25 protein-coding genes are annotated in these 20,121 nt (G+C 64.2%); 15 read left to right on the top strand and 10 right to left on the bottom strand.

The window, feature by feature from the left end; all coding sequences use genetic code 11:
* Window positions 1-83: 83 nt before the first annotated feature.
* Complete coding sequence (locus tag AUR64_RS13830; protein WP_058582521.1) at window positions 84-854, bottom strand: sensor domain-containing protein; 771 nt, start codon at window positions 852-854, stop codon at window positions 84-86.
* Between the two features lie 164 nt (window positions 855-1,018).
* On the opposite strand from AUR64_RS13830, the gene AUR64_RS13825 reads away from it, so the two are divergent.
* From AUR64_RS13825 to AUR64_RS13790, 8 genes are all read left to right on the top strand, one after another.
* Window positions 1,019-1,366: a winged helix-turn-helix domain-containing protein gene (locus tag AUR64_RS13825; RefSeq protein WP_058582520.1), complete on the top strand. Its 348-nt coding sequence runs from the start codon at window positions 1,019-1,021 to the stop codon at window positions 1,364-1,366.
* Complete coding sequence (locus tag AUR64_RS13820) at window positions 1,363-1,671, top strand: hypothetical protein (protein WP_058582519.1); 309 nt, start codon at window positions 1,363-1,365, stop codon at window positions 1,669-1,671. The genes AUR64_RS13825 and AUR64_RS13820 overlap by 4 nt, the downstream gene beginning before the upstream one ends.
* Window positions 1,661-1,933 (top strand): DUF7521 family protein, encoded by a 273-nt coding sequence (locus AUR64_RS13815; protein WP_058582518.1) that lies wholly within the window; start codon window positions 1,661-1,663, stop codon window positions 1,931-1,933. Before AUR64_RS13820 ends, AUR64_RS13815 begins: the two co-directional genes overlap by 11 nt.
* A 127-nt stretch (window positions 1,934-2,060) precedes the next feature.
* On the top strand, window positions 2,061-2,876 hold the full coding sequence (locus tag AUR64_RS13810; protein ID WP_058582517.1) for a hypothetical protein: 816 nt from the start codon (window positions 2,061-2,063) through the stop codon (window positions 2,874-2,876).
* 143 nt (window positions 2,877-3,019) lie between these two features.
* A complete protein-coding gene (locus tag AUR64_RS13805; RefSeq protein WP_058582516.1) occupies window positions 3,020-3,250 on the top strand; it encodes a hypothetical protein in 231 nt (76 codons plus the stop codon).
* Between the two features lie 325 nt (window positions 3,251-3,575).
* Window positions 3,576-3,998 (top strand): type IV pilin, encoded by a 423-nt coding sequence (locus AUR64_RS13800; protein ID WP_058582724.1) that lies wholly within the window; start codon window positions 3,576-3,578, stop codon window positions 3,996-3,998.
* 87 nt (window positions 3,999-4,085) lie between these two features.
* Window positions 4,086-4,388 (top strand): stress response translation initiation inhibitor YciH, encoded by a 303-nt coding sequence (gene yciH / locus AUR64_RS13795; protein ID WP_058582515.1) that lies wholly within the window; start codon window positions 4,086-4,088, stop codon window positions 4,386-4,388.
* Window positions 4,389-4,546: 158 nt separating this feature from the next.
* Window positions 4,547-5,419 carry a hypothetical protein gene (locus AUR64_RS13790; protein WP_058582514.1) on the top strand — a complete coding sequence of 291 codons (873 nt, stop codon included), beginning with the start codon at window positions 4,547-4,549 and terminating at the stop codon, window positions 5,417-5,419.
* Between the two features lie 41 nt (window positions 5,420-5,460).
* Here the strand turns inward: AUR64_RS13790 and AUR64_RS13785 are convergent, their stop codons facing one another.
* On the bottom strand, window positions 5,461-6,741 hold the full coding sequence (locus tag AUR64_RS13785) for a GNAT family N-acetyltransferase (RefSeq protein WP_058582513.1): 1,281 nt from the start codon (window positions 6,739-6,741) through the stop codon (window positions 5,461-5,463).
* 120 nt (window positions 6,742-6,861) lie between these two features.
* Between AUR64_RS13785 and AUR64_RS13780 the strand changes: the two genes are divergently transcribed.
* From AUR64_RS13780 to AUR64_RS13765, 4 genes are all read left to right on the top strand, one after another.
* Entirely contained in the window at window positions 6,862-7,116 is a 255-nt protein-coding gene (locus tag AUR64_RS13780) for a hypothetical protein (protein ID WP_058582512.1), read from the top strand.
* A gap of 43 nt (window positions 7,117-7,159) precedes the next feature.
* Entirely contained in the window at window positions 7,160-7,408 is a 249-nt protein-coding gene (locus tag AUR64_RS13775; RefSeq protein WP_058582511.1) for a hypothetical protein, read from the top strand.
* Between the two features lie 164 nt (window positions 7,409-7,572).
* Window positions 7,573-8,448 carry a homoserine kinase gene (locus AUR64_RS13770; protein WP_058582510.1) on the top strand — a complete coding sequence of 292 codons (876 nt, stop codon included), beginning with the start codon at window positions 7,573-7,575 and terminating at the stop codon, window positions 8,446-8,448.
* Between the two features lie 83 nt (window positions 8,449-8,531).
* A complete protein-coding gene (locus tag AUR64_RS13765; protein WP_058582509.1) occupies window positions 8,532-8,984 on the top strand; it encodes a universal stress protein in 453 nt (150 codons plus the stop codon).
* A gap of 138 nt (window positions 8,985-9,122) precedes the next feature.
* Here AUR64_RS13765 and pdxS read toward each other — a convergent pair whose 3' ends face one another.
* Both pdxS and AUR64_RS13755 read right to left on the bottom strand, forming a co-directional pair.
* Window positions 9,123-10,031, bottom strand: coding sequence for a pyridoxal 5'-phosphate synthase lyase subunit PdxS (pdxS, locus tag AUR64_RS13760; protein WP_058582508.1), 909 nt, complete (start codon window positions 10,029-10,031; stop codon window positions 9,123-9,125).
* A 135-nt stretch (window positions 10,032-10,166) separates the two neighbouring features.
* Window positions 10,167-11,819: a potassium channel family protein gene (locus tag AUR64_RS13755; RefSeq protein ID WP_058582507.1), complete on the bottom strand. Its 1,653-nt coding sequence runs from the start codon at window positions 11,817-11,819 to the stop codon at window positions 10,167-10,169.
* Window positions 11,820-11,946: 127 nt separating this feature from the next.
* Here AUR64_RS13755 and AUR64_RS13750 point away from each other — a divergent pair, with 127 nt between their 5' ends.
* Entirely contained in the window at window positions 11,947-12,672 is a 726-nt protein-coding gene (locus tag AUR64_RS13750) for a DUF1405 domain-containing protein (RefSeq protein ID WP_058582506.1), read from the top strand.
* A 94-nt stretch (window positions 12,673-12,766) separates the two neighbouring features.
* Complete coding sequence (locus AUR64_RS13745) at window positions 12,767-13,828, top strand: hypothetical protein (RefSeq protein WP_058582505.1); 1,062 nt, start codon at window positions 12,767-12,769, stop codon at window positions 13,826-13,828.
* Between the two features lie 35 nt (window positions 13,829-13,863).
* On the opposite strand, the gene AUR64_RS13740 is transcribed toward AUR64_RS13745, so the two are convergent.
* The 6 genes from AUR64_RS13740 to AUR64_RS13715 form a co-directional block, all read right to left on the bottom strand.
* On the bottom strand, window positions 13,864-14,847 hold the full coding sequence (locus AUR64_RS13740) for an HFX_2341 family transcriptional regulator (protein ID WP_058582504.1): 984 nt from the start codon (window positions 14,845-14,847) through the stop codon (window positions 13,864-13,866).
* 49 nt (window positions 14,848-14,896) lie between these two features.
* Complete coding sequence (locus tag AUR64_RS13735; RefSeq protein WP_058582503.1) at window positions 14,897-15,283, bottom strand: hypothetical protein; 387 nt, start codon at window positions 15,281-15,283, stop codon at window positions 14,897-14,899.
* A 51-nt stretch (window positions 15,284-15,334) separates the two neighbouring features.
* Window positions 15,335-15,913, bottom strand: coding sequence for a cysteine hydrolase family protein (locus tag AUR64_RS13730; protein ID WP_058582502.1), 579 nt, complete (start codon window positions 15,911-15,913; stop codon window positions 15,335-15,337).
* The gene (locus AUR64_RS13725; RefSeq protein ID WP_058582501.1) at window positions 15,910-16,719 is read right to left on the bottom strand and encodes a YqcI/YcgG family protein; all 810 of its coding nucleotides are present in this window, start codon (window positions 16,717-16,719) and stop codon (window positions 15,910-15,912) included. The genes AUR64_RS13730 and AUR64_RS13725 overlap by 4 nt, the downstream gene beginning before the upstream one ends.
* A 70-nt stretch (window positions 16,720-16,789) precedes the next feature.
* The gene (locus AUR64_RS13720) at window positions 16,790-18,253 is read right to left on the bottom strand and encodes a sodium:solute symporter family protein (protein ID WP_058582500.1); all 1,464 of its coding nucleotides are present in this window, start codon (window positions 18,251-18,253) and stop codon (window positions 16,790-16,792) included.
* Window positions 18,246-18,461 (bottom strand): DUF3311 domain-containing protein, encoded by a 216-nt coding sequence (locus AUR64_RS13715; RefSeq protein WP_058582499.1) that lies wholly within the window; start codon window positions 18,459-18,461, stop codon window positions 18,246-18,248. The genes AUR64_RS13720 and AUR64_RS13715 overlap by 8 nt, the downstream gene beginning before the upstream one ends.
* A gap of 235 nt (window positions 18,462-18,696) precedes the next feature.
* Here AUR64_RS13715 and dnaG point away from each other — a divergent pair, with 235 nt between their 5' ends.
* Window positions 18,697-20,106, top strand: a complete 1,410-nt coding sequence (gene dnaG, locus AUR64_RS13710) for a DNA primase DnaG (RefSeq protein WP_058582498.1) — start codon at window positions 18,697-18,699, stop codon at window positions 20,104-20,106.
* Window positions 20,107-20,121 lie beyond the last annotated feature (15 nt).

The raw sequence follows: 20,121 nt of genomic DNA, 5'->3' as shown, positions 1-20,121 counted from the left end.
TCGAATGAGGCTCACGCAGCGACGCTCACGGGACAGCGTCCGTTAGACGGTGTCCGGTGGACTGTGTCGATTGGACGGTGGTGTCACTGGACGGCGTTCCCCTCGCTGGCGACGTCGCCGTGGCGGTCACGGAGCATCAGTCGGGTGTAGCGACCCGAGAGCCACGCCAGCGCGTTGAGCAGGTGGAGCGTGAAGACGAGCAGGCAGACGCCGAGTCCGGCGACGGCGAGCGCTTCTCCGAGCGTGTCGACTTGCCACGTCGAGACCGTTATCACCGTCTCCAGTCCGATGAGCATCTCGTCCCACCCGAAGTACACCGCCGGGTGGAGGCTGACCGGCGCGTCGGTGACGACGCCGACGTAGACGCCCGGTTGGTCGTAGACGAACGGAATCGCCAAGAGACTGACCGCGGTGACGAGAAACAGCATCGTCACCTCGAAGGCGACGACGCCGACGACCAGTTTCGTTCCGAGGTAGACCACGGCGGTCCACGTGCCCACGTCGGTGACGAGACGACGAACGCGTCCGACCAGCGAAGCGGGCGTCTCTCGCTCCCCGGTCGGTATCTCGACGTCGAGTAGCCACGTCGTCAGTCGACGCTCGAAGGACGCCAGTCCGCTCGCAATCGCCAGCATACCGAGCAGAATCGGGACGCCGACGACGAAGATGGTGGAGACGACTCCGAGCGGAACCCCGACGGCGAACAGCAGGAAGTAGCAGAAGCCGAGCGGAAACGCGAGTGTGAGATAACAGAGGTTACGGTACGTCTGTGGGCGAAACGCGACGCCGAAGACGGTTCGTGCGAGCGTCCGCGCGTCCCCGAACGCGTACGGCGACGAGAGCTTCGAGGACATACGTGAAACGTGCTTGTCAGGTGCATTCATAAACGTACTGGTGGACTGCTCGACCGACGAGCGGTGTCGGCAGTTTATATGCCCCGGCCGAAAACGACGAGGACGATGTCAGCGGACCGTCGAATCGGAACACGCCTCCTCGCCGTCCGACAGGGGAGCGGGCGATGAGCGAGGGCGTCGAAGCGAAAGCGTCGCTGCTCGACGACGAGTACGCCCGCGAGATTCTGACGGCCGCCCGCGACGAACCGCTCTCGGCGGAGGCGCTGAGCGAGACGTGCGACGCCTCACCGTCGACGATATACCGCCGTATCGAGCGCCTTCAAGCCGAGAACCTCCTCGACGACGAACTCCGCTTGGACCCCGAGGGCCACCACTACAAGGTGTACTCGACGCGGCTGCGACGGTTGACGTTCGAACTCGGCGAGGAGGGGTTCGTCTGCGAAGTCGTGCATGGAGACTCCAACGAGGACGCCGCGGACCGGTTCACACGGCTGTACGAGGGGTTCAAATGATAGCAGTCGATTCGGTGGGTGGCGAGACCGCTGTCGTCGTCGTGGCGCTTCTCGGCTTCGTCGTCGCCCTTCTGCTCGGGATAGGTGTCGCGTACAAGTTACTCACCGGATACCGCCGCACACGCACGCCGGAGATGCTCCAGTTGGCGGTCGGACTGCTGTTGCTGACGACGGTCCCGATACTGCTCCGCGTCCTGTTACCCACGTTTACGGGCATCTCGCCGGTCAGTCGGTCGCTGCTCGTGAGCGGGTGCGAACTCTCCGGTCTCCTCGTCGTTCTCGGAGTGATTTACGATGCTCGCTGAACTCGTCACCCCGATGGCTGCGCTCACCGCCGCCGTCGGACTGTTCGTTTCTGCACAGGCGTACCGTGGCTACCGCCGCAACGAGAGTCGAACGATGCGCGCACTCGCGGTCGGCGTGTTCTGTCTGACCGTGGTTCCGTTCGTCGTCTCCTCGGTCGCCGCGCCGGTGGCCGGGTTGAGCGACGCTCGAATCCTCCTCGGCGTCTCGGTAGCCTACGTTGCCGGCTTGGGTTCGATTCTGTACTCGCTGGTGCGGCCGTAATTCGAGCGAGTGCAGCGACGGCTGAACGCAGCGGATGTCGCTGGCGGTGACCGTCGTCGTCGGTGACCGTTGTATCCTTCGATAAGGGATAGCTTGATACTCCCAGCCGAGAGGAACAGATACGACGATGCGGCGTGTCGACTCGGAACCGTCGGAGCGAACCCACCAGTTTTGTAGACGAGCGATTCGTCTCCCGATTCGAAGCGCCGAAGCCGAACTGGAGTTTCATCGGAACATGCAGCGGGTTGCGGAGTCGGTCGAACGGAAAGCCGAGATGGTCGCCGACCCGCGGATGTCGGTTCACGACGCGTGCGACCAGCAGTTCGAGCGCATCAAACTCAGCTACGAGACGACGCTCGAACGCTTCGTCGGGAGCGACTACGAGTCGGTCGCACACGCGTACCTCGAAGGTGACCGAACCGACGGCCGGGCGACCCTCGCGGCGTACCTCTCGGAAGCGCTGTGGCGGCTCCAACAGTTGTACTCCGTCTCGGATTTGACCTTTTTTCCGGTCGTTCTCAAATACCCCAACTCGTGTACCATCAACGCCCGGTTCGTCCGCGGACAGGTAGTCGAGAACACCATTACCTACGAGTCGCCCGAACACTCGACGGTCTGTCCGGACGACTCGTACGCCGAAATCTACCGCGACGAGAGTCACTGGTCGCAGAAACAGGCGGCCAGCCACCTCGCAGACAGCGCACAGGCGATTCGTGAACGGTTTCCGGACCCCAGAGAGACGTCCGCGGACGACCGACCCGCCGGCGGCGTCGTGAGCGTCTTCGGCCGCCGCGGGTCGGCGTTCACGTCCGGACTGGAACTCGTCGACGTCGACCCCGACCGCTTCGACGACGCCGTCTCGACGCCGACGCTCGTCTCCGAGAGTCCGGTCGCCACGCGCACCGAACGCGAGTGGCTGCCGCCCGACGCGACGCTTCTATAACCGAGGCCGACTGTCGGTGCAGAGCAAAAGACCTACTATAGGCACCTCCTGATGAACGACAGAAACTGCATGACACACCTGCGGAATGCACGAGCGGAAACGGGGGGAACCGGCGCGTCAGCACGGAGAAAGGGAGAAATCCGATGAGTGACTCGCCGTCGTTTTACGACCCGGCCGACGCTCGCTCCGACGTCCACATTCCGGACTGCGAAGTCTGTGGGTGCGACGCCGCGTTCATCGGCGTCACGCCCGCCGACTACGAGTACCACCTCATCCGCGACCACGACTACCTCGGCGGGTTCACCGCGTCGCAACTGCGATACGCTGTCGAGCGCGGCGTCGAACGAGCGAACGCGCAGGTCGAAGACCACTGAGTCCGGAGACCGGTCGGCGTCGAAGGTGACCCCTAAACGTCGTTCTGGGTGAACGTGCGCCTCGGTCTGTCAGACAAAATAAACTCGGTGGGTTGTCGAGAAACCCGGGTCATCGAACGCTGAGACACCGTAAGTCACTTCTAAAGACTGTGTTTATGACGACAGTATCCAGTCCCTAAATTTATATGGGATGGGTTCATTCGGGCCAATAAGACACACCAATGAGACAGAACGTATCCGGGCAAGGTGCTACCGCCCGCGGCACACGGGTCCCTCGCTACACGAGGTACAGTGCCTCCACTCAGATGGTGTGTTCGAGGCAATCATGAACATCAAGAACATGTTTAACCAAGGGGAGAATCGAGCTGTATCACCTGTCATAGGTGTTATATTAATGGTTGCGATTACTGTCATTCTGGCGGCAGTTATCGGGACGTTCGTCCTCGGACTGGGCGACCAAGTCGGAAACAGCGCGCCGCAGGCGAGCTTTGACTTCAGTTACAATGATGATTCGGTCACAATCACTCACGCAGGCGGTGCAACCGTCAACACGAGCACGCTGTCGCTCAGAGTCGGTGGGGATGACGTGAGTAGCGAGTTGAAAGCCTCCGAAGATGGTACCGACATTAGCAGTGGCGAGGCACTTGCAACTGGTGTGACCGTCGAACCCGGCGACACCGTAACGCTCGTCTGGAACAACCCAGCCGGTGGTTCCACGACCATCATCGCCGAGTCCACTGCGCCGTAAATTCCGCGACCGAACTAGCAGTTTTCGTTATTTATCACACAACCACCCAGAGTGACAACCCAAGTACTCTGAGACCCTACGGCTTCTGTGGCTAAGGACAAAGACCTCGGTTCGATTTCCGGACTCCCGGACGAACTCGGCATCGACGACGACCTCGCGCGCACCCAGCAGGTGCTCACCGTCTCCGTCGACACGCGGCGCTACGGCAAACCCGTCACGCTCGTCGAGGGGTTCGAAGGGGACGCGAACGTCAAAGAACTCGCCTCGACGCTGAAGCGAAAACTCGCCTGCGGCGGCACCGTCGAAGACGGCGTCATCGAGTTGCAGGGCAACCACGCCAACAGAGTGCCGGACATTCTGCGCGAACAGGGATACACCGTCGACGCCTAATCTTCGATAGCTCTCGACGTGGCCGAGGGCGCGGCGAGAGCGACAGCAGACCACCGACCCACTCGCAGAGAGTGCCCATTTTGACCGAGCCATTTATTCAGACTCACTGAGAGGTCCGAGACGATGGTCCCCCGACAGTTCCTCCGGAGGTATCGCTGATGGCGTCGTTCACCACTCGACTCGCCGACGGGTGGGAGAAAGCGGGCTGGATGACGACGCTCGCACTCGTGCCCGCCGTCGTTACGGTGACCAGTTTACAGAACATCGTCAACACCCTCTCGGCGAGTCGAACCGGAGGTGGAGTGGCGTTTCTCATCCCGACGGGAATCGTCAACCTCTGGTCGTTCGTCAGCGTTCCGTCACCCCAACAGGGTGAGATGACCCTCGACATCGGTGGGATTCCCGTCGGGTCGTTCGAGGCGGCGGCGACGGCGCTCGGACTCGTTTTCGTGACCACTGTCGTCCGCGCAACGCTCGCGGCGGGCTACTTCGGGAGTATCCGCGAGGGGTTCACAAGCGAGAAATACGACTTCCAACGGAACGTCCGTCGATACGCTGTGCGGATGCTCGGCTACGAACTGCTCCCCCTCGTGGCCCTCCTCCCGGCGATACTGTTCGCACTCGAAGGTGGAGCCGTCGGGTTCGCGTTGTTCGTGCCGGTCTTTCTCTCCTCGCTCGTCGCCGGGTATCTCCTCGCCGCGACGCCGTATCTCGTCGTCCTCCGTGACCTCTCGCTCGTCGAAGCGCTGGTCGAGAGCGTCCGCGTGACGACGACTGTCGGGTTCTTCCGCTTCGTGCTGGCGTTGTTCGTGGCCGCACTACCGCTGTCGTTCGCGCTCAGCACCGTCGTTCGACAACTCGGCGTCGTCGGCATTCTCTGCGGCGCGCTGATGCTCGCGCCGGTCGGTCTCGCGTGCAACGCCGCGACGATGCGTCTCGTCGCCGACGTCGACCCGCAGTCGCCATCGCTGGGGACGTGGGACGACGCACCTCGGCAAGGCGAGGGTTCGGGTCCAGCCCCTATGCAGTGAGGGGAGGTGCCGAAAACCGGGAGAGAGAAGACGAATCGAACTCAGAAGAACTCGCGGAGGTAGACGTTCTCCGGCGGATACAGCGCATCGAGCGTCGCAACCGCCTCCGAAACAGCCCCGCTAGTGACGCCGTCGGGTCGTTCGAGTCGGCCGTCCTCGCGCAGTTGCCGCGCGGAGCGCGCACCGACGAGCACCTGTGAGAGCGCGCCGATACCCAGTCGCAACGACGGAGCCGCATCCGTCTTTTCGCACGCGACACCGGATTCGTCGGCGTACAACTCGAACGTTCCGTCGTTCCACGCACAACGGTCGTCGACGATGGAGAGCGCCCCCGCGCCGGGTACGTCCTCGGGCGGCGAAACCGAGCGGACTGCCGTCTCCACGTCGACGACGCGAACCATCGGTCCGGGTCGGCGCTCGACTGTCGCCGCACGCGGGTCCGCGAGGCGGAACAACAGATTCTCACCGAGCGGTCCGTCGACTCTGACGTGGTCGACCTGCGAGTCGTGGTCGCGGCAGAAGCGAAGCAGGTTGCGTTCGGCGTCGGCGTCGACACCGACGAGTTCGCGGACGACCATCGTTTTCTCCTCTTCGGCGTCGTCCGTCTCAACGGTGTAGACTAGATAGCCACGCAAGTCACCGTCGGCGTTCTCCCAGCCGTAAACGTACGGTTCGGTTCCCCAGAGGTCGAAAACGCGGTGCCGCCACCACCCCTCCGACCGTCTGAGCGCGAGCGTCTCCGTGGCCGCCTCGCGGTGGACCGCGTCGACACGTTCGTACGCGTCGGCGTCGATGCGGCGGAAGCGGCCCTCGGGAGCGTCCGTGTCTGCTGCGTCGTCCGCGTCGTCGACGTCGTCGACGACCGACGTGAGTTCGCCCGGTGGCAGCGTCGTTCGTTCGTAGGTGTTCGTCGTCGCCCAGCCGAATCGGTCGTAGAACGCGTACTCGAACGGCCACAGCGCCGAAAACGCGATATCTTCGTCTCTGAGTTCGGCGAGAAATCGGTCGAGCATCCAGCCGATGTGTCCTTGTCGTCGCGTCTCCGGTGGCGACGCGACGGCCGACAGACCACCGACGCGCCGCGTCTCCCCGCGAATCAGCATCGAAAAGTCGTACCACCCACAGACCGCACGGATATCGGCGGCAGCGAGTTCCTCGTCGGGCGTCTCCGCGTCGGCGTCGGCGTACACGACGCGCGACGAGAAGGTGTCCGGATGCTCCGATGGGTCGTCGAGGTCCGGCCCGTCTTCGGGGCTGAACGCGTACTGAAGGGTCCGTCGGAAGGCGTCGTCGTGGGCCTCGGGCAACGGTCGATAATCCATGCCGAGGCGTCGAAGTCGGCGTACAAAGACTTCGTGGTGGTGTGTCACCGCCAGTCATACGACCTCCGACCGCGCCCCCGAAACCGAGTGATTCAGGGATGCCGAGCGCCAAGCGCGAGTATGGCCGACAGTGACGGCAGACTCCTCACGCGTGATAACCTCCTCCTGATACTGATTCTGTTCGTCGGCATCGCCGGAACGGGCATCGTCCGGCGACTACTCGGCGAACTCGGATACAACGGTATCGGGCGGGTCGTCTTCGTCATCGGCTACGGAGGAATGATATTCGCGCTCTGGTACGGCTGGATTCGACCGCTCGACATCACCGGCCCCGCCGAACGCGAGCGTTCGGACGGCGAGCGGACTGAGCGGTAGAACGGAACTTTAATGCCCGGTTCCGGGCCACTTACGGGTAAGGATGCTCCTGCAGATAATCGACAGTTTCCTGCTCAATTACAACGTGGGGCAGGCGCTTCTGCTCGGCTTCGTCGTGCTGACGCTCGGAGCGATACCGCTGGGGTCGCGCCGGATTCTCGGAATCAACTTCGTCGTGTTCGGTCTCATCTTCGCGCTCACCCCGACGGACCTCGTACCGGTGCACTACCTGTTTCTCGGCATCACGCTGATGGTCATCGGCCCGATGCTGTACGTCACCGCGAGCGACTGAACGCCGAGAATCGAACAGACGACCGAACGACGGACAGACGACCGACACCCGGCGGCCCGCCCACCTCGGCGACTCGTCCGACCAGTCACCGTCCGTCCGGCGGAGACGGACGCAGCGCTCCTCGCTTCGCCACCTTTTTCTCTCAACTCCGGATACCGCAGGCTATGATTACCGTGCGCGCGCCCGCGACCAGCGCGAACCTCGGCAGCGGCTTCGACGTGTTCGGCGTCGCGCTCGGTCGGCCGGCGGACGTCGTCCGCGTCGAACGCGCCGACGAGACCACCATCGACGTGACGGGCACCGGCAGCCAGTACATCCCGGAGAACCCGAAGAAAAACACCGTCGGTGCCGTCGCCGAGGCGCTCGACGCTCCGGCGCACATCCGAATCGACAAGGGCGTTCGGCCGTCCTCTGGACTCGGGTCGTCGGCCGCGAGCGCCGCCGCGGCGGCGCTGGCGCTCAACGAACTGTACGACCGCGGACGCACCCGCGAGGAACTCGTCTCCGTCGCCGCGAAAGGCGAGGCCGTCGTCTCCGGGGAAGCCCACGCCGACAACGTCGCGCCCTCGCTGCTCGGCGGGTTCACCGTCGCCACCGACGACGGCGTGACGAGCGTCGACGCCGACGTACCGCTCGTCGCTTGCCTCCCCGACATCGCCGTCTCGACGCGCGACGCCCGCGGCGTCCTCCCGGAGTCGACGACGCTCGGCGAACTCGTCTCGACGGTCGGTAACGCGTCGACGCTCACCGTCGGGATGTGCCGGAGCGACCCGGAACTCGTCGGCCGCGGGATGGACGACCCGGTGGTCACCCCCGCCCGCGCGGCGCTCATCACCGGCTACGACGAGGTACGCGACGCCGCACTCGACGCGGGCGCGACGGGCGTCACCGTCAGCGGTGCCGGCCCCTCGATTCTCGCCGTCTGCCGGGAGAACGAGCGCAGACGCGTCGCTGCTGCGATGGTCGAGTCGTTCGGCGACGCCGGTGTCGACGCCCGGGCGTACCAGACCGAAATCGGTCGTGGCGCGACGGTGCTCTGAGCCGGTTCGTTGCTTCGCCCGTGAACTCGCCAACCTGACACCCCGCCGGAACGCTTTTGTGCAGTTCGCGTAATTCACGATTAATGAAGCGTGCACTCGTCGCCGTCACCGACTCCGAGCGCTCGAAGCGACTCGTCCGCGAAGCGGGTGAACTCGCCGCCGGCGTCGGCGGCGACCTCGTCTTGCTGGCCGTCACCGCGCAGTCGTCGTACGACGACACGCGTCAGTCCACCGTCGACGCCGGCGCGCCCGGGTCGGCGTACTCGCTGGGCGACGCGCGAAGCGACGCCGAAGACCTCGCCGAAACCGTCGCAAACGAAGCGCTCGCGGGCATCGACGTCGAGTACGAGACGGTCGGTGCGGTCGGCCACCGTGCGGACCGCGTGCTCGGCATCGCCAACGAACTCGACTGCGACCACATTTTCTTGGCTGGCAGGCGACGCTCGCCGACCGGTAAAGCGCTGTTCGGCGACGCGACACAGGAAGTGCTGCTGTCGTTCGACGGTCCGGTGACCGTTTCTTTGGGCGACGACTGACGACGACCGAGACCCAGCCCCGTCCGACGAAACCCTGTCGTTCTCCTCGCGTTCGTCGGCGGTGCGTTCGCGTACAAACCTCGTCGCCGTCGAAAACGGCCTCGACCGGGGTCGTCGTAAAACAGATTTTTCGGGGGTTTAGACGCCGCGGCCTTGCAGTTTCTCCTCGTCGGCCATGTCGCTGTTCGACTGACCTTTCATGCCGCGGCCCACGTCGGCCGCGATTTCGGCGAGGCGTTCGGGGTCGTCCCAGTTGTTGACGGCTTCGACGATGGCTTCGCCCATCTTCTCGGGGTTCTCTGCGCCGAAGATACCGGAACCGACGAAGATACCGTCACAGCCGTGGTGCATCATCAGCGCCGCGTCGGCGGGCGTGGCGATACCACCGGCGGCGAAGTTGACGACGGGTAGACGGCCCATCTCGGCCGTCTCGTGGACGAGGTCGGCGGGCGCTTCGTGTTCCCGGGCCCACTTCTCGCGCTCTTCGAAGTTCTTGCCGACGAGTTCGCGGATGGAGCCTTTGATGGTACGCTGGTGCTGGACGGCTTGGTTCACGTCGCCCGTTCCCGCTTCGCCTTTCGTGCGAATCATCGCTGCGCCCTCGTCGATGCGGCGAAGCGCTTCACCGAGGTTGCGTGCGCCGCAGACGAACGGCGAGGTGAACTCGCGCTTGTCGATGTGGTACTCGTCGTCGGCGGGCGTCAGCACCTCGGACTCGTCTATCATGTCGACGCCGAGCGCTTCGAGAATCTGGGCTTCGGTGTGGTGGCCGATGCGAGCTTTCCCCATCACCGGGATGGAGACTTCGTCGATGATTTCGGTGACGTTCGTCGGGTCGGGCATCCGGGCGACGCCGCCGCGTTTGCGGATGTCGGCCGGGACCGCTTCGAGTGCCATCACGGCGACGGCACCGGCGTCCTCGGCGATGCGGGCCTGTTCGCGCGTGACGACGTCCATGATGACGCCGCCTTTCTGCATCTGTGCGAAGCCTCGCTTGACGAGGTCGGTGCCCCGTTTGAGTTCGTTGAGGTCTGTCTCCTCGGCCATACGTGGACGTAGGAGTGGGTTCACTTATCGGTGTCCTTCCGGCGAAAAGCACCGCGAGAGCGTCCTGACGTCGAACGACGCGTACGACTGCCGACTCTTCGGAAGGCGAGCGCCGACGGTGGCGAGTCGCCGAGTTCAGGCGGTGTCGACCGTCTGCTCGAACTGCTGAATGGCCTCGTCGCTGCCGGCGACGAACATCTCGTCGTCCGACTCGATGACGGTCTCTTCGTCGGTTCGAACGCCGCCGTCGCGGGCGACGCCGACGACCGTCCACCCTCGGTCGGTCTCGCGGCGGACGTCCTGTAGCGTTTCGCCCGAAAACGCCGACGCGTCGGCCCGAACGAGACGTATCTGTCCGACGGGGTCCATCACCCGTTCGCCGTGGACTTCGGCCGCGACGAGTCGAGCACACAGTTGCTGAACCGAGAGCACGTAGTCTGTCCCCGCCCTGAACGCCTGGGCGGTCTTTTCGGTCTCGGTCACCCGTGTGAGTATCTCGATATCCGAAGCGAGCGAACGGGCCATCGCAACGGCCAACAGCGCAGTTGCGTCGTCGTCGACGGTAACGATGAGTGCCGAGGCGTGCCCGATATCGGCGGCTTCGAGCGTCCCCGGTTCGGTCACGTCGCCGACGACGTCAGCCCCGCCCGATTGGTCGATGGTCGTCACGGAGACGTGTTCGGGCAATGTCTCGACGGCGGCCGTGCCGCCCTCGCCGAGGCCCGCAACGACGATTCGGTCGTGTGACGAATCACGGGGGTTTCGGACGCCGGAAACCTCTTTCGCCGCTTCGTCGAGCGTGTGTTCCGGACCCGCGATAACGAGGACGGTGTTGGGCGTGAGGCGGTCCGTCGGTGACGGCGGCACCCGGAGTTCGCCGTCGAACCACCCCGCGACGAGCGTGAGGTTCGGATGCGCGACGAGCGGCGAGTCCGCGATTTGGACGCCGTGAAGCGAACTCCCCCGTCTGACGAGCACCTCGCGAATCGCCACCGATGTGTCGTCGAGGTCGCTGTCGACGGTGACGGGTGTCGTCGCTTTCTCGGCGAGGCGACGGCCGATGAGCGCGTGCGGTGCGACGCTGCGGTCGACGCCGATTTCGGCGAACGCGGCCTTTCGACGCACCGATGCAGTGAAGCTGATGACTCGGAGGTCCTCGTTCGCTTCCAGCGCGGTCAGCACGACGCTCGCGGTCCGGTCGCCGGCGTCGGTGATGAGTGTCGACGCCTTCTCGATGGACGCCCGTTCGAGGTCGTCACCGTCCTCGGGGTCACCGTGTATCGCCTGATACCCGTCGTCGGAGAGCTGTTTTGCTTCCTCTCGGTCGGACTCGACGAGGACGTAATCCACGTCGAGTTCTTCGAGTTCGTCGAGGAGGACTTCGGTGTCGCGGCGGTACTCCGCGACGACGACGTGGTCGTTCTTTATCGAGAGGCGGTCGTCGAGATTCAGCGGCGACCGCTCGTACAGCGGGATAACGAGCACTCGAAGCGTGATGAATCCGATGACGATGCCGCTAATCTGCATCGTGATTACGAGAACGGTCATCTCCGGCGACTGCCACGGTGAATCCGCGCCGTACCCAGTCGTCGTTAGCGTCTCGACCACTTTGTTGAGCGAGTGCAGCAGTGTCCGCGGTCGGTTCTCGAACGTGGCCATCCCCCAAGAGTACAGCAGTGTAAACACGAAGACGACCGATATCAACCCGATGACGTAGACGACGAGCAGTCGCTGTCGACCGGTGAGGTCGCGAGGATGCAGTCCCCTCACGTTGCGGAGTTCACGCATTCCTGAATCTACTCCCCAGTTGGCGGTCCACCACGAGGTAGTTTGGGGCGAGTCGCGCCGGTTGCGGAGCGACCGCTCGAAGAGCAGAGACCGCTACGTCTTTGACAACTGCATCCAACCCACGGGTATGTCTCTCGCGCGTGACGACGCTGGCGGCCTCTTCGGCGGCGACGGACTCCCGTCGGCGGAGGGGCTTCCGCGGTGGCTCGCTCCCCTTCCCCGGTGGTTGGAGAACTTCGGTCTGAACCTCGCGTGGCTCGTCGTCGTTATCAACCTCCTCGGCACGGCGTTCGGCTTCTACTACTACCTCCCGCAGTTCTCGGAGACCCCACAGATTATGTGGCCGTTCGTCCCCGACAGTCCGGTGGCGACGCTGTTCATCGCGCTGTCGCTCGCGCTGTGGAAACTCGGCCGCAACAACGAGTATCTGAACGCACTCGCCTTCTTCGGTTGTTGGAAACTCGGCTTCTGGACGCCGTTCACGCTCGTCGTCTTCGCCGACGGCTTTCTCGGCTACACGGCCATCCCGATGTACCTCTTCTTGTTCTTCAGCCATCTGGCGATGGTCGTGCAGGCGTTTCTCATCCACCGGTACTCGGCGTTCCCGGTCGGAGCCGTCGCCGTCGCAGTCGTCTGGTACGGCTTCAACGATATCGTCGACTACTTCGTCCCCATCGTCGGCGACCCCCATCACACGAACCTGCCGTTTGCCGACTTCGAGGTCATCTTCGGCGGCGTGACCGCGCTCCAACTCGCGGCGGCGGGCGCGGTGACGCTGACGCTGACGGCGACGTTTCTCGCGCTGTCGACGCGCATCAAGAAGTTCGAGGTCGGTGCGTTGGGCGGTCGCTGACCCGCGTCACCGACTTCCCAGCGATTCGTCTCGCTGTTCGGAACCCACCCGTTTCTGCGCGTACAGTTAACAGACCGGCGGCCCAACTCCCTCCATGAGTCTCTACGACCGACTGGCAGACCTCTCGCTCGTCGTCGACGACACGTCCCGTTCCCGACGCGAACGGGCGACGTCCAGCGGGTTCAACCGCGCGACGACCGTCTTCGCACTCTTGGGCGACGGCGAGACGGGCCGCGGCGAGGACGTTACGTACGACACCGAAGACCACGACGCGCTCTCTGATGCGCCGCCGTTCGATTTCACCGGCGAGTACACGCTCTCGGAGTTCTCGGCGATGCTCGACGACATCGACCTCTTTCCGACGAAAACTCCCGAACGCGAAACGGGCCACCACTACCGACGTTGGGCCGTCGAGAGCGCCGCGTTGGACCTCGCGCTCAAACAGGCGGGACAGACGCTCGGCGAGGCGGTAGAGCGAGCGTACGACCCACTCAGGTTCGTCGTGAGTACGCGACTGGACGGCGAGGAGGTGCCGACGACTCGGCGCGTCGACGAGTTGCTCGCGTCGTACCCCGACTCGGAGTTCAAACTCGACCCGACGAGCGACTGGGACGACGAACTCGTATCCGACCTCGCAGCGACCGGCGCGGTGCGAATCCTCGACTTGAAAGGCTACTACAGCGGGACCGTCGTCGACCAAGGCGCGGACCCCGACCTGTACGAACGCATCTTCTCGGGTTTCCCCGACGCCGTCGTCGAAGACCCAGCCGTCTCCGAAGAGACAGAGTCGATGCTCGAAAAAGAGACGAGTCGACTCTCGTGGGACGCGCCGATAACGGGTATCGAAAGCGTCGAAGCGCTCCCGTTCGAACCACAGTGGCTCAACATCAAGCCCTCGCGGTTCGGAACCCTCGAATCGTTGCTCGACACCATCGAGTACGCCGAAGCGCGCGACATCTCGCTGTACGGCGGCGGCCAGTTCGAGTTGGGCGTCGGGCGGATGCAGATTCAGCAACTCGCCTCGCTGTTCTATCCGGACGGGCCGAACGACGTCGCCCCCGGCGACTACAACGACCCCGAGGTACCGGCCTCGGCCCCGACGAGTCCGCTCGACGACGTCGAACCCGCGGCGGGGTTCGGAACCATCGAGGAGTGAGGAAAAGAAGGAAACAGAGACGCTCGGTGGGGGCGCTATTCGACGACGTCGGCGTCGTCGGTGTGCGAGCGGACCCACAGTTCGCCGATGCGTGAGAGGCGCGTCCGGTGGGATTTGCCGCGTTCGTCGCGTTCGATGTAGCCTTTCCCGCCGGGGCCGAGTCGGTCGACGTTGTAGATGACTTTCGAGCGGAAGCTGTCGGTGTACTCCTCGTTGAGTTCGCCCGCGAGCGTCTCGGCGAGTTCGGAGACGGACTCGAAGACGCCGTGTTCGCCCAGCGTAAAGAGAATGAGTTCTTCGAACGGTTTGACGTTCGAGAAGGAGGCGACGGGGAGTTCGACGATGTGTCGGTTTCCGATACGCTTCGCGCCGATAGTCGTGCCACGTTCGTCGAACTCCGAGAGCAACTCTGTAGCTGCATCGAGGCGTTCGCGGAGGCGTGTCTCGTCGACGTCGTTGTCGCCGAGTAGGTCCCGAAGCAGTTCTCTGTCGGCGCGGAGTTCCTCGGCCAACTCGGTCTCCAGATACTTCTCGGGGGCAGTGTAGTAGGTGTGGATGCGCTCTCTGTCGTCTTGGCGTTCGACCATGATGGAGTGGGCGGCGGTAGCGAACGCAAAGGAGACGGGCCGCGGCATCGCGCTGACGTTCACCCACACTTCGCCGGCGTCGGCGGATGCGGCGGTCCTGCTGGCCCCGGTGGTCCCTGTGGCTCCGTCGGCCTCGTCGTCGACGACGGCGGTCCCTCTGTCGAGTTCGGCGTTGATGAGGTCGTACGCCTGCTCGAAGGCGGCGTCGTAGTCGTAGACGTCGGCGAGAACCAGCCGTTCCGTCGTCGCGCCGAGGAGGTTCTGAAAGTCCTTTTCGAGTTTCCCCGAGAGGCGTTGTGAGTACTCCACGTTGGCCTCACTGCCGACCGCACCCTCGAGGAGAATCACCCGGTCGACGTCTAACTGGTCCCGGATGAGGGGCGCGATGAGCCGGTCGTAGTCGAAACCGACCGGTACGATGTGTGTCTGCATGGCTGTTTCTTGGACGGACGCCGGTTAAACGAATGCGGTTCCGAGAGCGTCAGGCGAACGCGGAGAGGTCCATGTGGACGCCGCCGCGGACGTAGTCGACGCCGATGAACGCGAGGAACAGCGCGCCGAGCGCGCCGGCGACGGAGCCGATAAGCACCTCAGTCGGCGCGCCCGAGAGCACGTCGCCGATAGAGAGCACGAACGTCGCGGCGGCGAGAAAGATGTCGCCGACGCCGGCGAAAACGTACCAGCGAAGCGAGTTCGACCCGACTGTCACCTCGTCGCGGAACGCCGAAACCGTGAACGAGAGTCCCGACAGACCGAGGCAGGCGAGCCAGAACCACGTCGTCGCTTCGTGCGGGGTTCCACCGAAGGCGAGGAGACCTGCGGTGGCGAGCAGGAGGCCGATTCCGAGGAGGGCGAAGAGACGGCGCATATCGTCACAGTAGTTTCCTATCCGTCATAAATCTCCGCACCTCTCGGCCGTTCAGTCGAACGCCGCCAACACCGCTTCGCTGTCGACGACGCGGGCGAACTCCCCGTTCAGATGCGTCAGCGCGGTTCGGTGCATCGTCTCGGCGTCGTACTGTTGGCCGTCCGGTCCCTCCCGGTCGAACGTCGCCGTCGCGTCGGAGACGAGGAGAGGAGAAAAGCCGAGGTTCTCGGCCATCCGCGTCGTCGTCGAGACGCAGTGGTCGGTCGTGAGGCCGACGACGACCAAAGTTTCGTAGTCGCGTTCGCGGAGCCAGTTCTCCAGTTCGGTGCCGAAAAAGGCGCTGTTGACCGTCTTCTCGAACGTCCGTTCGCCCGCCTGGGGTGCGGTTTCGTCGAGGTAGGCGAACCCCGGTCGGTCGGGCCGCAGCGGCGAGTCGGCTTCCTGTGAGCGGTGGCGAACGTGGACGAGGGGCATCCCCCGCTCGCGCCACGCCGACAAGAGGTCCGCCGCGCGCGACTCGGCGTCGGGGTTGTTGCGTTCGCCCCACGCCGGGTCGTCGAATCCGGTCTGGAAGTCGACGAGCAGTAAGACGGCATCGTCGGGCAACTGGAGTTCGCCCGCTGAACTCACGCTTCCAGCCTCGGCTTCAGCAGTTCGGGGTCGACTTTCGGGTGGACGCGACTGACGGTCATCGGGCAGTCGTCGGGCGCTTGGTCGGCATCGGCCGACAGCATGTACTGGTGCCACTCGCGGTCGCCGTCGACGCCCCAGTCGCCGATGTCGGCGTGCGGGCAGACGCCGTCGTACGACTCGATGCGCCGCTGGATAACCTCGCGCGCCTGCTGGCCGGCCTCGGTGTCGGCGGTGATGCCCTCGAATATCTTTCTGGGCTGGAACGTGATTTCGAGACCGAGCGGGCAGTAGCGACTCATCCGCCGCTCGTAGAACGGCGCGCGAGTCGTCGGGAACATCGGTTCGCCGCCGAAGGAGAACTCCCAGCGGTTGTCGTCGGGGTCCGTCGGAATGTCCTCGGGCCACGGTTCGGGGTCGTGGACGTGCAGAAACTGCAGAATGTGCCAGAGCTGTTCGTGGTACTCGGCCTCCGTCAGTTCCTCCTCGGGCGGTTTGAAGAACACGACGAGCGAGGCGCGCTCCGAGAACTCCTCGAACACGTCGATGTATTCGAGCAGCGTATCGCGAAATCGAAGGAGTGCGTCGGGGTGCGTCGTCGACGGGACGAACGTGTAGAGCGCGTCACCCTGTCGTTCGGTTTCGATGCCGAAGTAGCAGGGAAACGGTTCGCCGTCTCGCTCCGAGAGCATCGTCTCACGGAACGTTTCGTAGTGCGAGACGGCCCAGTCGGGGAGGTCGCCGCGGCGGACGCGGTTCCGGAGCGTCGACTGGTCCACGAGCGACTGTAGCCCGGGGTCGTTCATACCTTGGCTTAGGAGCGACAGAAATTGTATGCTTCGGACGCGTTCGGCCGTGTCGAAGTCGAATCGGCGCTCAGTCCGCGCTCAGACCGTCGGTAAACGTCGCCTGCTTCTCGTCGGGCGCGGGCGAGGTGACCGCCGAGACGCCGACGGTGAGCACGAGACCGAGAATCATTCCGTACAGCGCGGCGTCCCACCCGAAGTACGTCGCCGAAAGCGGCCCGAGCGAGTGAAGCACGTAGAACGCCTGACTGCCGACGATACCGGCGTACATCCCGTTTCGCGTCGTCTTCGTCCAGTATAGCGAAACCAAGACGGGAAGCGTGAGTTGGGCGAACCCGCTGAACGCGAGGTCACCGATTTCGATGAGCGACCCGGGTTGGAACAGACTCGCCACGAACGTGCCGACGGCGAAGACGCCGACGCCGACGCGAGCGACCCAGCCTTCTTTCGCTTCGCTGGCGTCGGGGTCGACGAGCGGCCGGTAGAGGTCACGCGTCAGATACGACGACCCCGACAGGAGCATCGAATCCGAGGAGGACATCATCGCCGCCATCGCGCCCGCGATGACGAGCGCCGCGAACCACACCGGAGTGTACTCGTTGAGGAGGATGGGAACGACGTTCGCGCCCTCGGGCACGTCGATGCCGAGGCCCGCCGCCCACGTGCCGAGCATGAACGCGGGCACGAACAGGAGGACGACCAGAACCGGCCACAGCGCGAACGACCGCTTCAGCACGCGGTCGGATTTGGCGACGAAGAAGCGCTGGTTTATCTGCGGGAACATCGCCACGCCGAAGGCGATGGTGACCGCCGTCGAGATGATGTACTGCGGAGTGTACAACCCGCCGCCGAGCGCGAGCGCGTCGGCATCGAAACCGGTGTAAGCGGCGGCCGGACCGCCGATAGCCGAGACGACCCAGATAACGGCGACCCAGACGATGCCGAGCATGAACAGTCCCTGCACCGTGTCGGTCCACGCGACGCCTCGAAGCCCCGCAGCGGCGACGTAGACGACCATGAAGACGGTGATGAGCGCTGCGCCGGCCCAGTAGGGTATCGCCCCCTCGGTGAGGCCGACGATAGCCGTTCCTGCGCCCATCTGCTGGAGCATGATGTACGGGAAGAGCCAAAAGAGGCTGATGCCGGCGACGAGCGCCCGGAGGCCGGTCGAACCGAAGCGGTCGCCGAGCATCTCGCCGAGCGTCACGTAGCCGCGGGCGCGGCCGACGAGCCACTGCTTGTAGCCCAGCACGTACCAGAGGATGGCGAAGAGGATGCCGTCCATCAACCCCATCACGAGAATCCACTCGGGGCCCGCCGAGTACGCGAGGTTGGGTCCACCGAAGAACGTGAACGCCGAGAGCAGCGTCGCAAACGTCGTAAAGAGGAGAACGACCGTCCCGAGCGAACGACTAGCGAGGTAGTAATCTTCCGCCGCGCGGTCGGTTAACCGATAGGCGACCAACCCGACGGCGAGTGCGACCAGCAGGTATGCGAAGATAACGCCGACTTGGACGGCGAGCGAGCTAACCACGGGTCACCCCCATTCCGCGGTCCCACGCACCGCGGGTGAACGCGTAGAACGTGGCGCTTGCGACGCCCATCCAGCCGATGTGCCACCAGAGCCACAGCGGCAGTCCCGCGACGATGCGACTGTCTCCCCAAAGGAACCACGGCACGGCGAAGACCACGAGTACTGCGAACGCAACGACCCAAAGATAATCGCGTTTCTGTCGTGTCACATCTAGCAGTGAATAACTACGCGGTGATAAGTCCTGCTAATGTGGCTTCGATATCTCTCTTTGAAGAATATTTTTCTTAATGTCCGGTTGCTGTCGTACGGACTATCCGGAGTTAAACAGTCAGCAGGAGCGAGGAGTGCGACAGCTATATCCCGCCTGCAAAACTTATATACGGGGGTGTGGACGGTCACGCCGCCCGCATTTCACATCAACATCAATCACCGGTGATTCAATCATGGAAGACACTGCGAAATATCTTATTCACGCTTCGGTGACCGCAGACGGGGTGGTCGAGCGAAGCGACGTAGTCGGTGCGGTCTTCGGGCAGACCGAAGGCCTCCTCGGCGACGATTTAGACCTCCGTGACCTCCAGCAGGGGTCGAAAATCGGACGCATAGACGTCGAAATCGACAGCGAGAACGGCCAGTCGTTCGGTCAGATTACTATCGCGAGTAGCCTCGACAAGGTAGAGACCGCAATTCTCGCGGCCGCGCTAGAGAGTATCTCTCGTGTCGGACCGTGTCAGGCACACGCGGAAGTCGTCGACATCGAAGATGTCCGCAGCGCCAAGCGCCGCGAGGTCGTCGACCGCGCGAAGGAACTGCTCTCGGAGGCGTTCGACGACAGCGTGATGACCAGCCGTGAGATTCTCGAAGAGGTGCGCGAGAGCGTCCGCGTCGAGGATATCACGGAGTACCACGGGTTGCCCGCGGGACCGCGTGTCGCCGACTCCGACGCCATCGTCGTCGTCGAGGGCCGCGCCGACATTCTGACGCTGCTTCGCTACGGTATCAAGAACGGCGTCGCCGTCGAGGGGACGAACGTGCCCGACGCCGTCGCCGAACTGACCGACGACCGGACCGTCACGGCGTTTCTCGACGGTGACCGCGGTGGCGAACTCATCCTGCGCGAACTCGCACAGGTCGGCAGCGTCGACTACGTCGCCTTCGCGCCGCCGGGTCGTTCCGTCGAGGACCTCGCGCGTCACGAGGTGATGTCTGCGCTGCGCGGTAAGGTTCCGTACGACGCTGTCGCCGACGACGACGGCGACGTACGTTCGTCGGTCGCCGCGACCGACGGTAGTTCGACACCCGCTCCCGAGGCGTCCTCGGACCCTCGAACGGAGTCGTTGGAGACGACTGACGCTCCTGCGACTCCCTCCCCCGCTGTAGGGGAGACGACGGACACAGAATCGACCGACATCGAGTCGACCGACGCCGACGCAAGCGCCGAAGATTCAGTCGACGGTGACGGTAACAGCGACGGCAGCGAAACTGCAGCGAACATCGATTCGGAGCCGGGTGCAGACGAGGCCGCCCGGGCATCGCTCCCCCCGGAACCGAAGAGCCTGAGAGAACACGTCGCCGAGGTCATCGACGACGGAAGCGGTCTCGCCCGTCTGCTCGACGCCGACTTGGACCCGTTGGCGGAAGTGGCGACGGCCGACGCGTTCGACGCCGTCGTCAATGCCGACAGAGTCCCGTACGCCGTCGTCGTCGACGACGAACTCGACCAGCGTCTACTCGACGTGGCCGCCCAGCGAGGCGTCGAACACGTCATCGCACGGTCGACCGGCGAGTTCGTCAAGAAACCCGTCGACGTTCGGGTTCGGACCGCCGCGCAGTTACAGCGCGCGAACGCGTAGAACCGCGGCGACGAC

This window comes from Haloprofundus marisrubri, from assembly GCF_001469955.1.
GTDB classification, from domain to species: Archaea; Halobacteriota; Halobacteria; order Halobacteriales; family Haloferacaceae; genus Haloprofundus; species Haloprofundus marisrubri.
Note: the sequence above shows the minus strand (reverse complement) of the source record. Positions and strands in the feature narration are given on the sequence as shown.

What these genes read in the sequence shown, in the direction of transcription:
- AUR64_RS13770 (WP_058582510.1), top strand. Translation starts at nt 7,573, where the DNA reads ATGATTACCGTGCGCGCGCCCGCGACCAGCGCGAACCTCGGCAGCGGC.
- AUR64_RS13755 (WP_058582507.1), bottom strand. Translation starts at nt 11,819, where the DNA reads ATGCGTGAACTCCGCAACGTGAGGGGACTGCATCCTCGCGACCTCACC.
- AUR64_RS13830 (WP_058582521.1), bottom strand. Translation starts at nt 854, where the DNA reads ATGTCCTCGAAGCTCTCGTCGCCGTACGCGTTCGGGGACGCGCGGACG.
- AUR64_RS13810 (WP_058582517.1), top strand. Translation starts at nt 2,061, where the DNA reads ATGCGGCGTGTCGACTCGGAACCGTCGGAGCGAACCCACCAGTTTTGT.
- AUR64_RS13725 (WP_058582501.1), bottom strand. Translation starts at nt 16,719, where the DNA reads ATGAACGACCCCGGGCTACAGTCGCTCGTGGACCAGTCGACGCTCCGG.
- pdxS (WP_058582508.1), bottom strand. Translation starts at nt 10,031, where the DNA reads ATGGCCGAGGAGACAGACCTCAACGAACTCAAACGGGGCACCGACCTC.
- AUR64_RS13765 (WP_058582509.1), top strand. Translation starts at nt 8,532, where the DNA reads ATGAAGCGTGCACTCGTCGCCGTCACCGACTCCGAGCGCTCGAAGCGA.
- AUR64_RS13780 (WP_058582512.1), top strand. Translation starts at nt 6,862, where the DNA reads ATGGCCGACAGTGACGGCAGACTCCTCACGCGTGATAACCTCCTCCTG.
- AUR64_RS13800 (WP_058582724.1), top strand. Translation starts at nt 3,576, where the DNA reads ATGAACATCAAGAACATGTTTAACCAAGGGGAGAATCGAGCTGTATCA.
- AUR64_RS13785 (WP_058582513.1), bottom strand. Translation starts at nt 6,741, where the DNA reads ATGGATTATCGACCGTTGCCCGAGGCCCACGACGACGCCTTCCGACGG.
- AUR64_RS13775 (WP_058582511.1), top strand. Translation starts at nt 7,160, where the DNA reads ATGCTCCTGCAGATAATCGACAGTTTCCTGCTCAATTACAACGTGGGG.
- AUR64_RS13815 (WP_058582518.1), top strand. Translation starts at nt 1,661, where the DNA reads ATGCTCGCTGAACTCGTCACCCCGATGGCTGCGCTCACCGCCGCCGTC.
- AUR64_RS13805 (WP_058582516.1), top strand. Translation starts at nt 3,020, where the DNA reads ATGAGTGACTCGCCGTCGTTTTACGACCCGGCCGACGCTCGCTCCGAC.
- AUR64_RS13735 (WP_058582503.1), bottom strand. Translation starts at nt 15,283, where the DNA reads ATGCGCCGTCTCTTCGCCCTCCTCGGAATCGGCCTCCTGCTCGCCACC.
- dnaG (WP_058582498.1), top strand. Translation starts at nt 18,697, where the DNA reads ATGGAAGACACTGCGAAATATCTTATTCACGCTTCGGTGACCGCAGAC.
- AUR64_RS13750 (WP_058582506.1), top strand. Translation starts at nt 11,947, where the DNA reads ATGTCTCTCGCGCGTGACGACGCTGGCGGCCTCTTCGGCGGCGACGGA.
- AUR64_RS13790 (WP_058582514.1), top strand. Translation starts at nt 4,547, where the DNA reads ATGGCGTCGTTCACCACTCGACTCGCCGACGGGTGGGAGAAAGCGGGC.
- AUR64_RS13825 (WP_058582520.1), top strand. Translation starts at nt 1,019, where the DNA reads ATGAGCGAGGGCGTCGAAGCGAAAGCGTCGCTGCTCGACGACGAGTAC.
- AUR64_RS13820 (WP_058582519.1), top strand. Translation starts at nt 1,363, where the DNA reads ATGATAGCAGTCGATTCGGTGGGTGGCGAGACCGCTGTCGTCGTCGTG.
- AUR64_RS13740 (WP_058582504.1), bottom strand. Translation starts at nt 14,847, where the DNA reads ATGCAGACACACATCGTACCGGTCGGTTTCGACTACGACCGGCTCATC.
- AUR64_RS13745 (WP_058582505.1), top strand. Translation starts at nt 12,767, where the DNA reads ATGAGTCTCTACGACCGACTGGCAGACCTCTCGCTCGTCGTCGACGAC.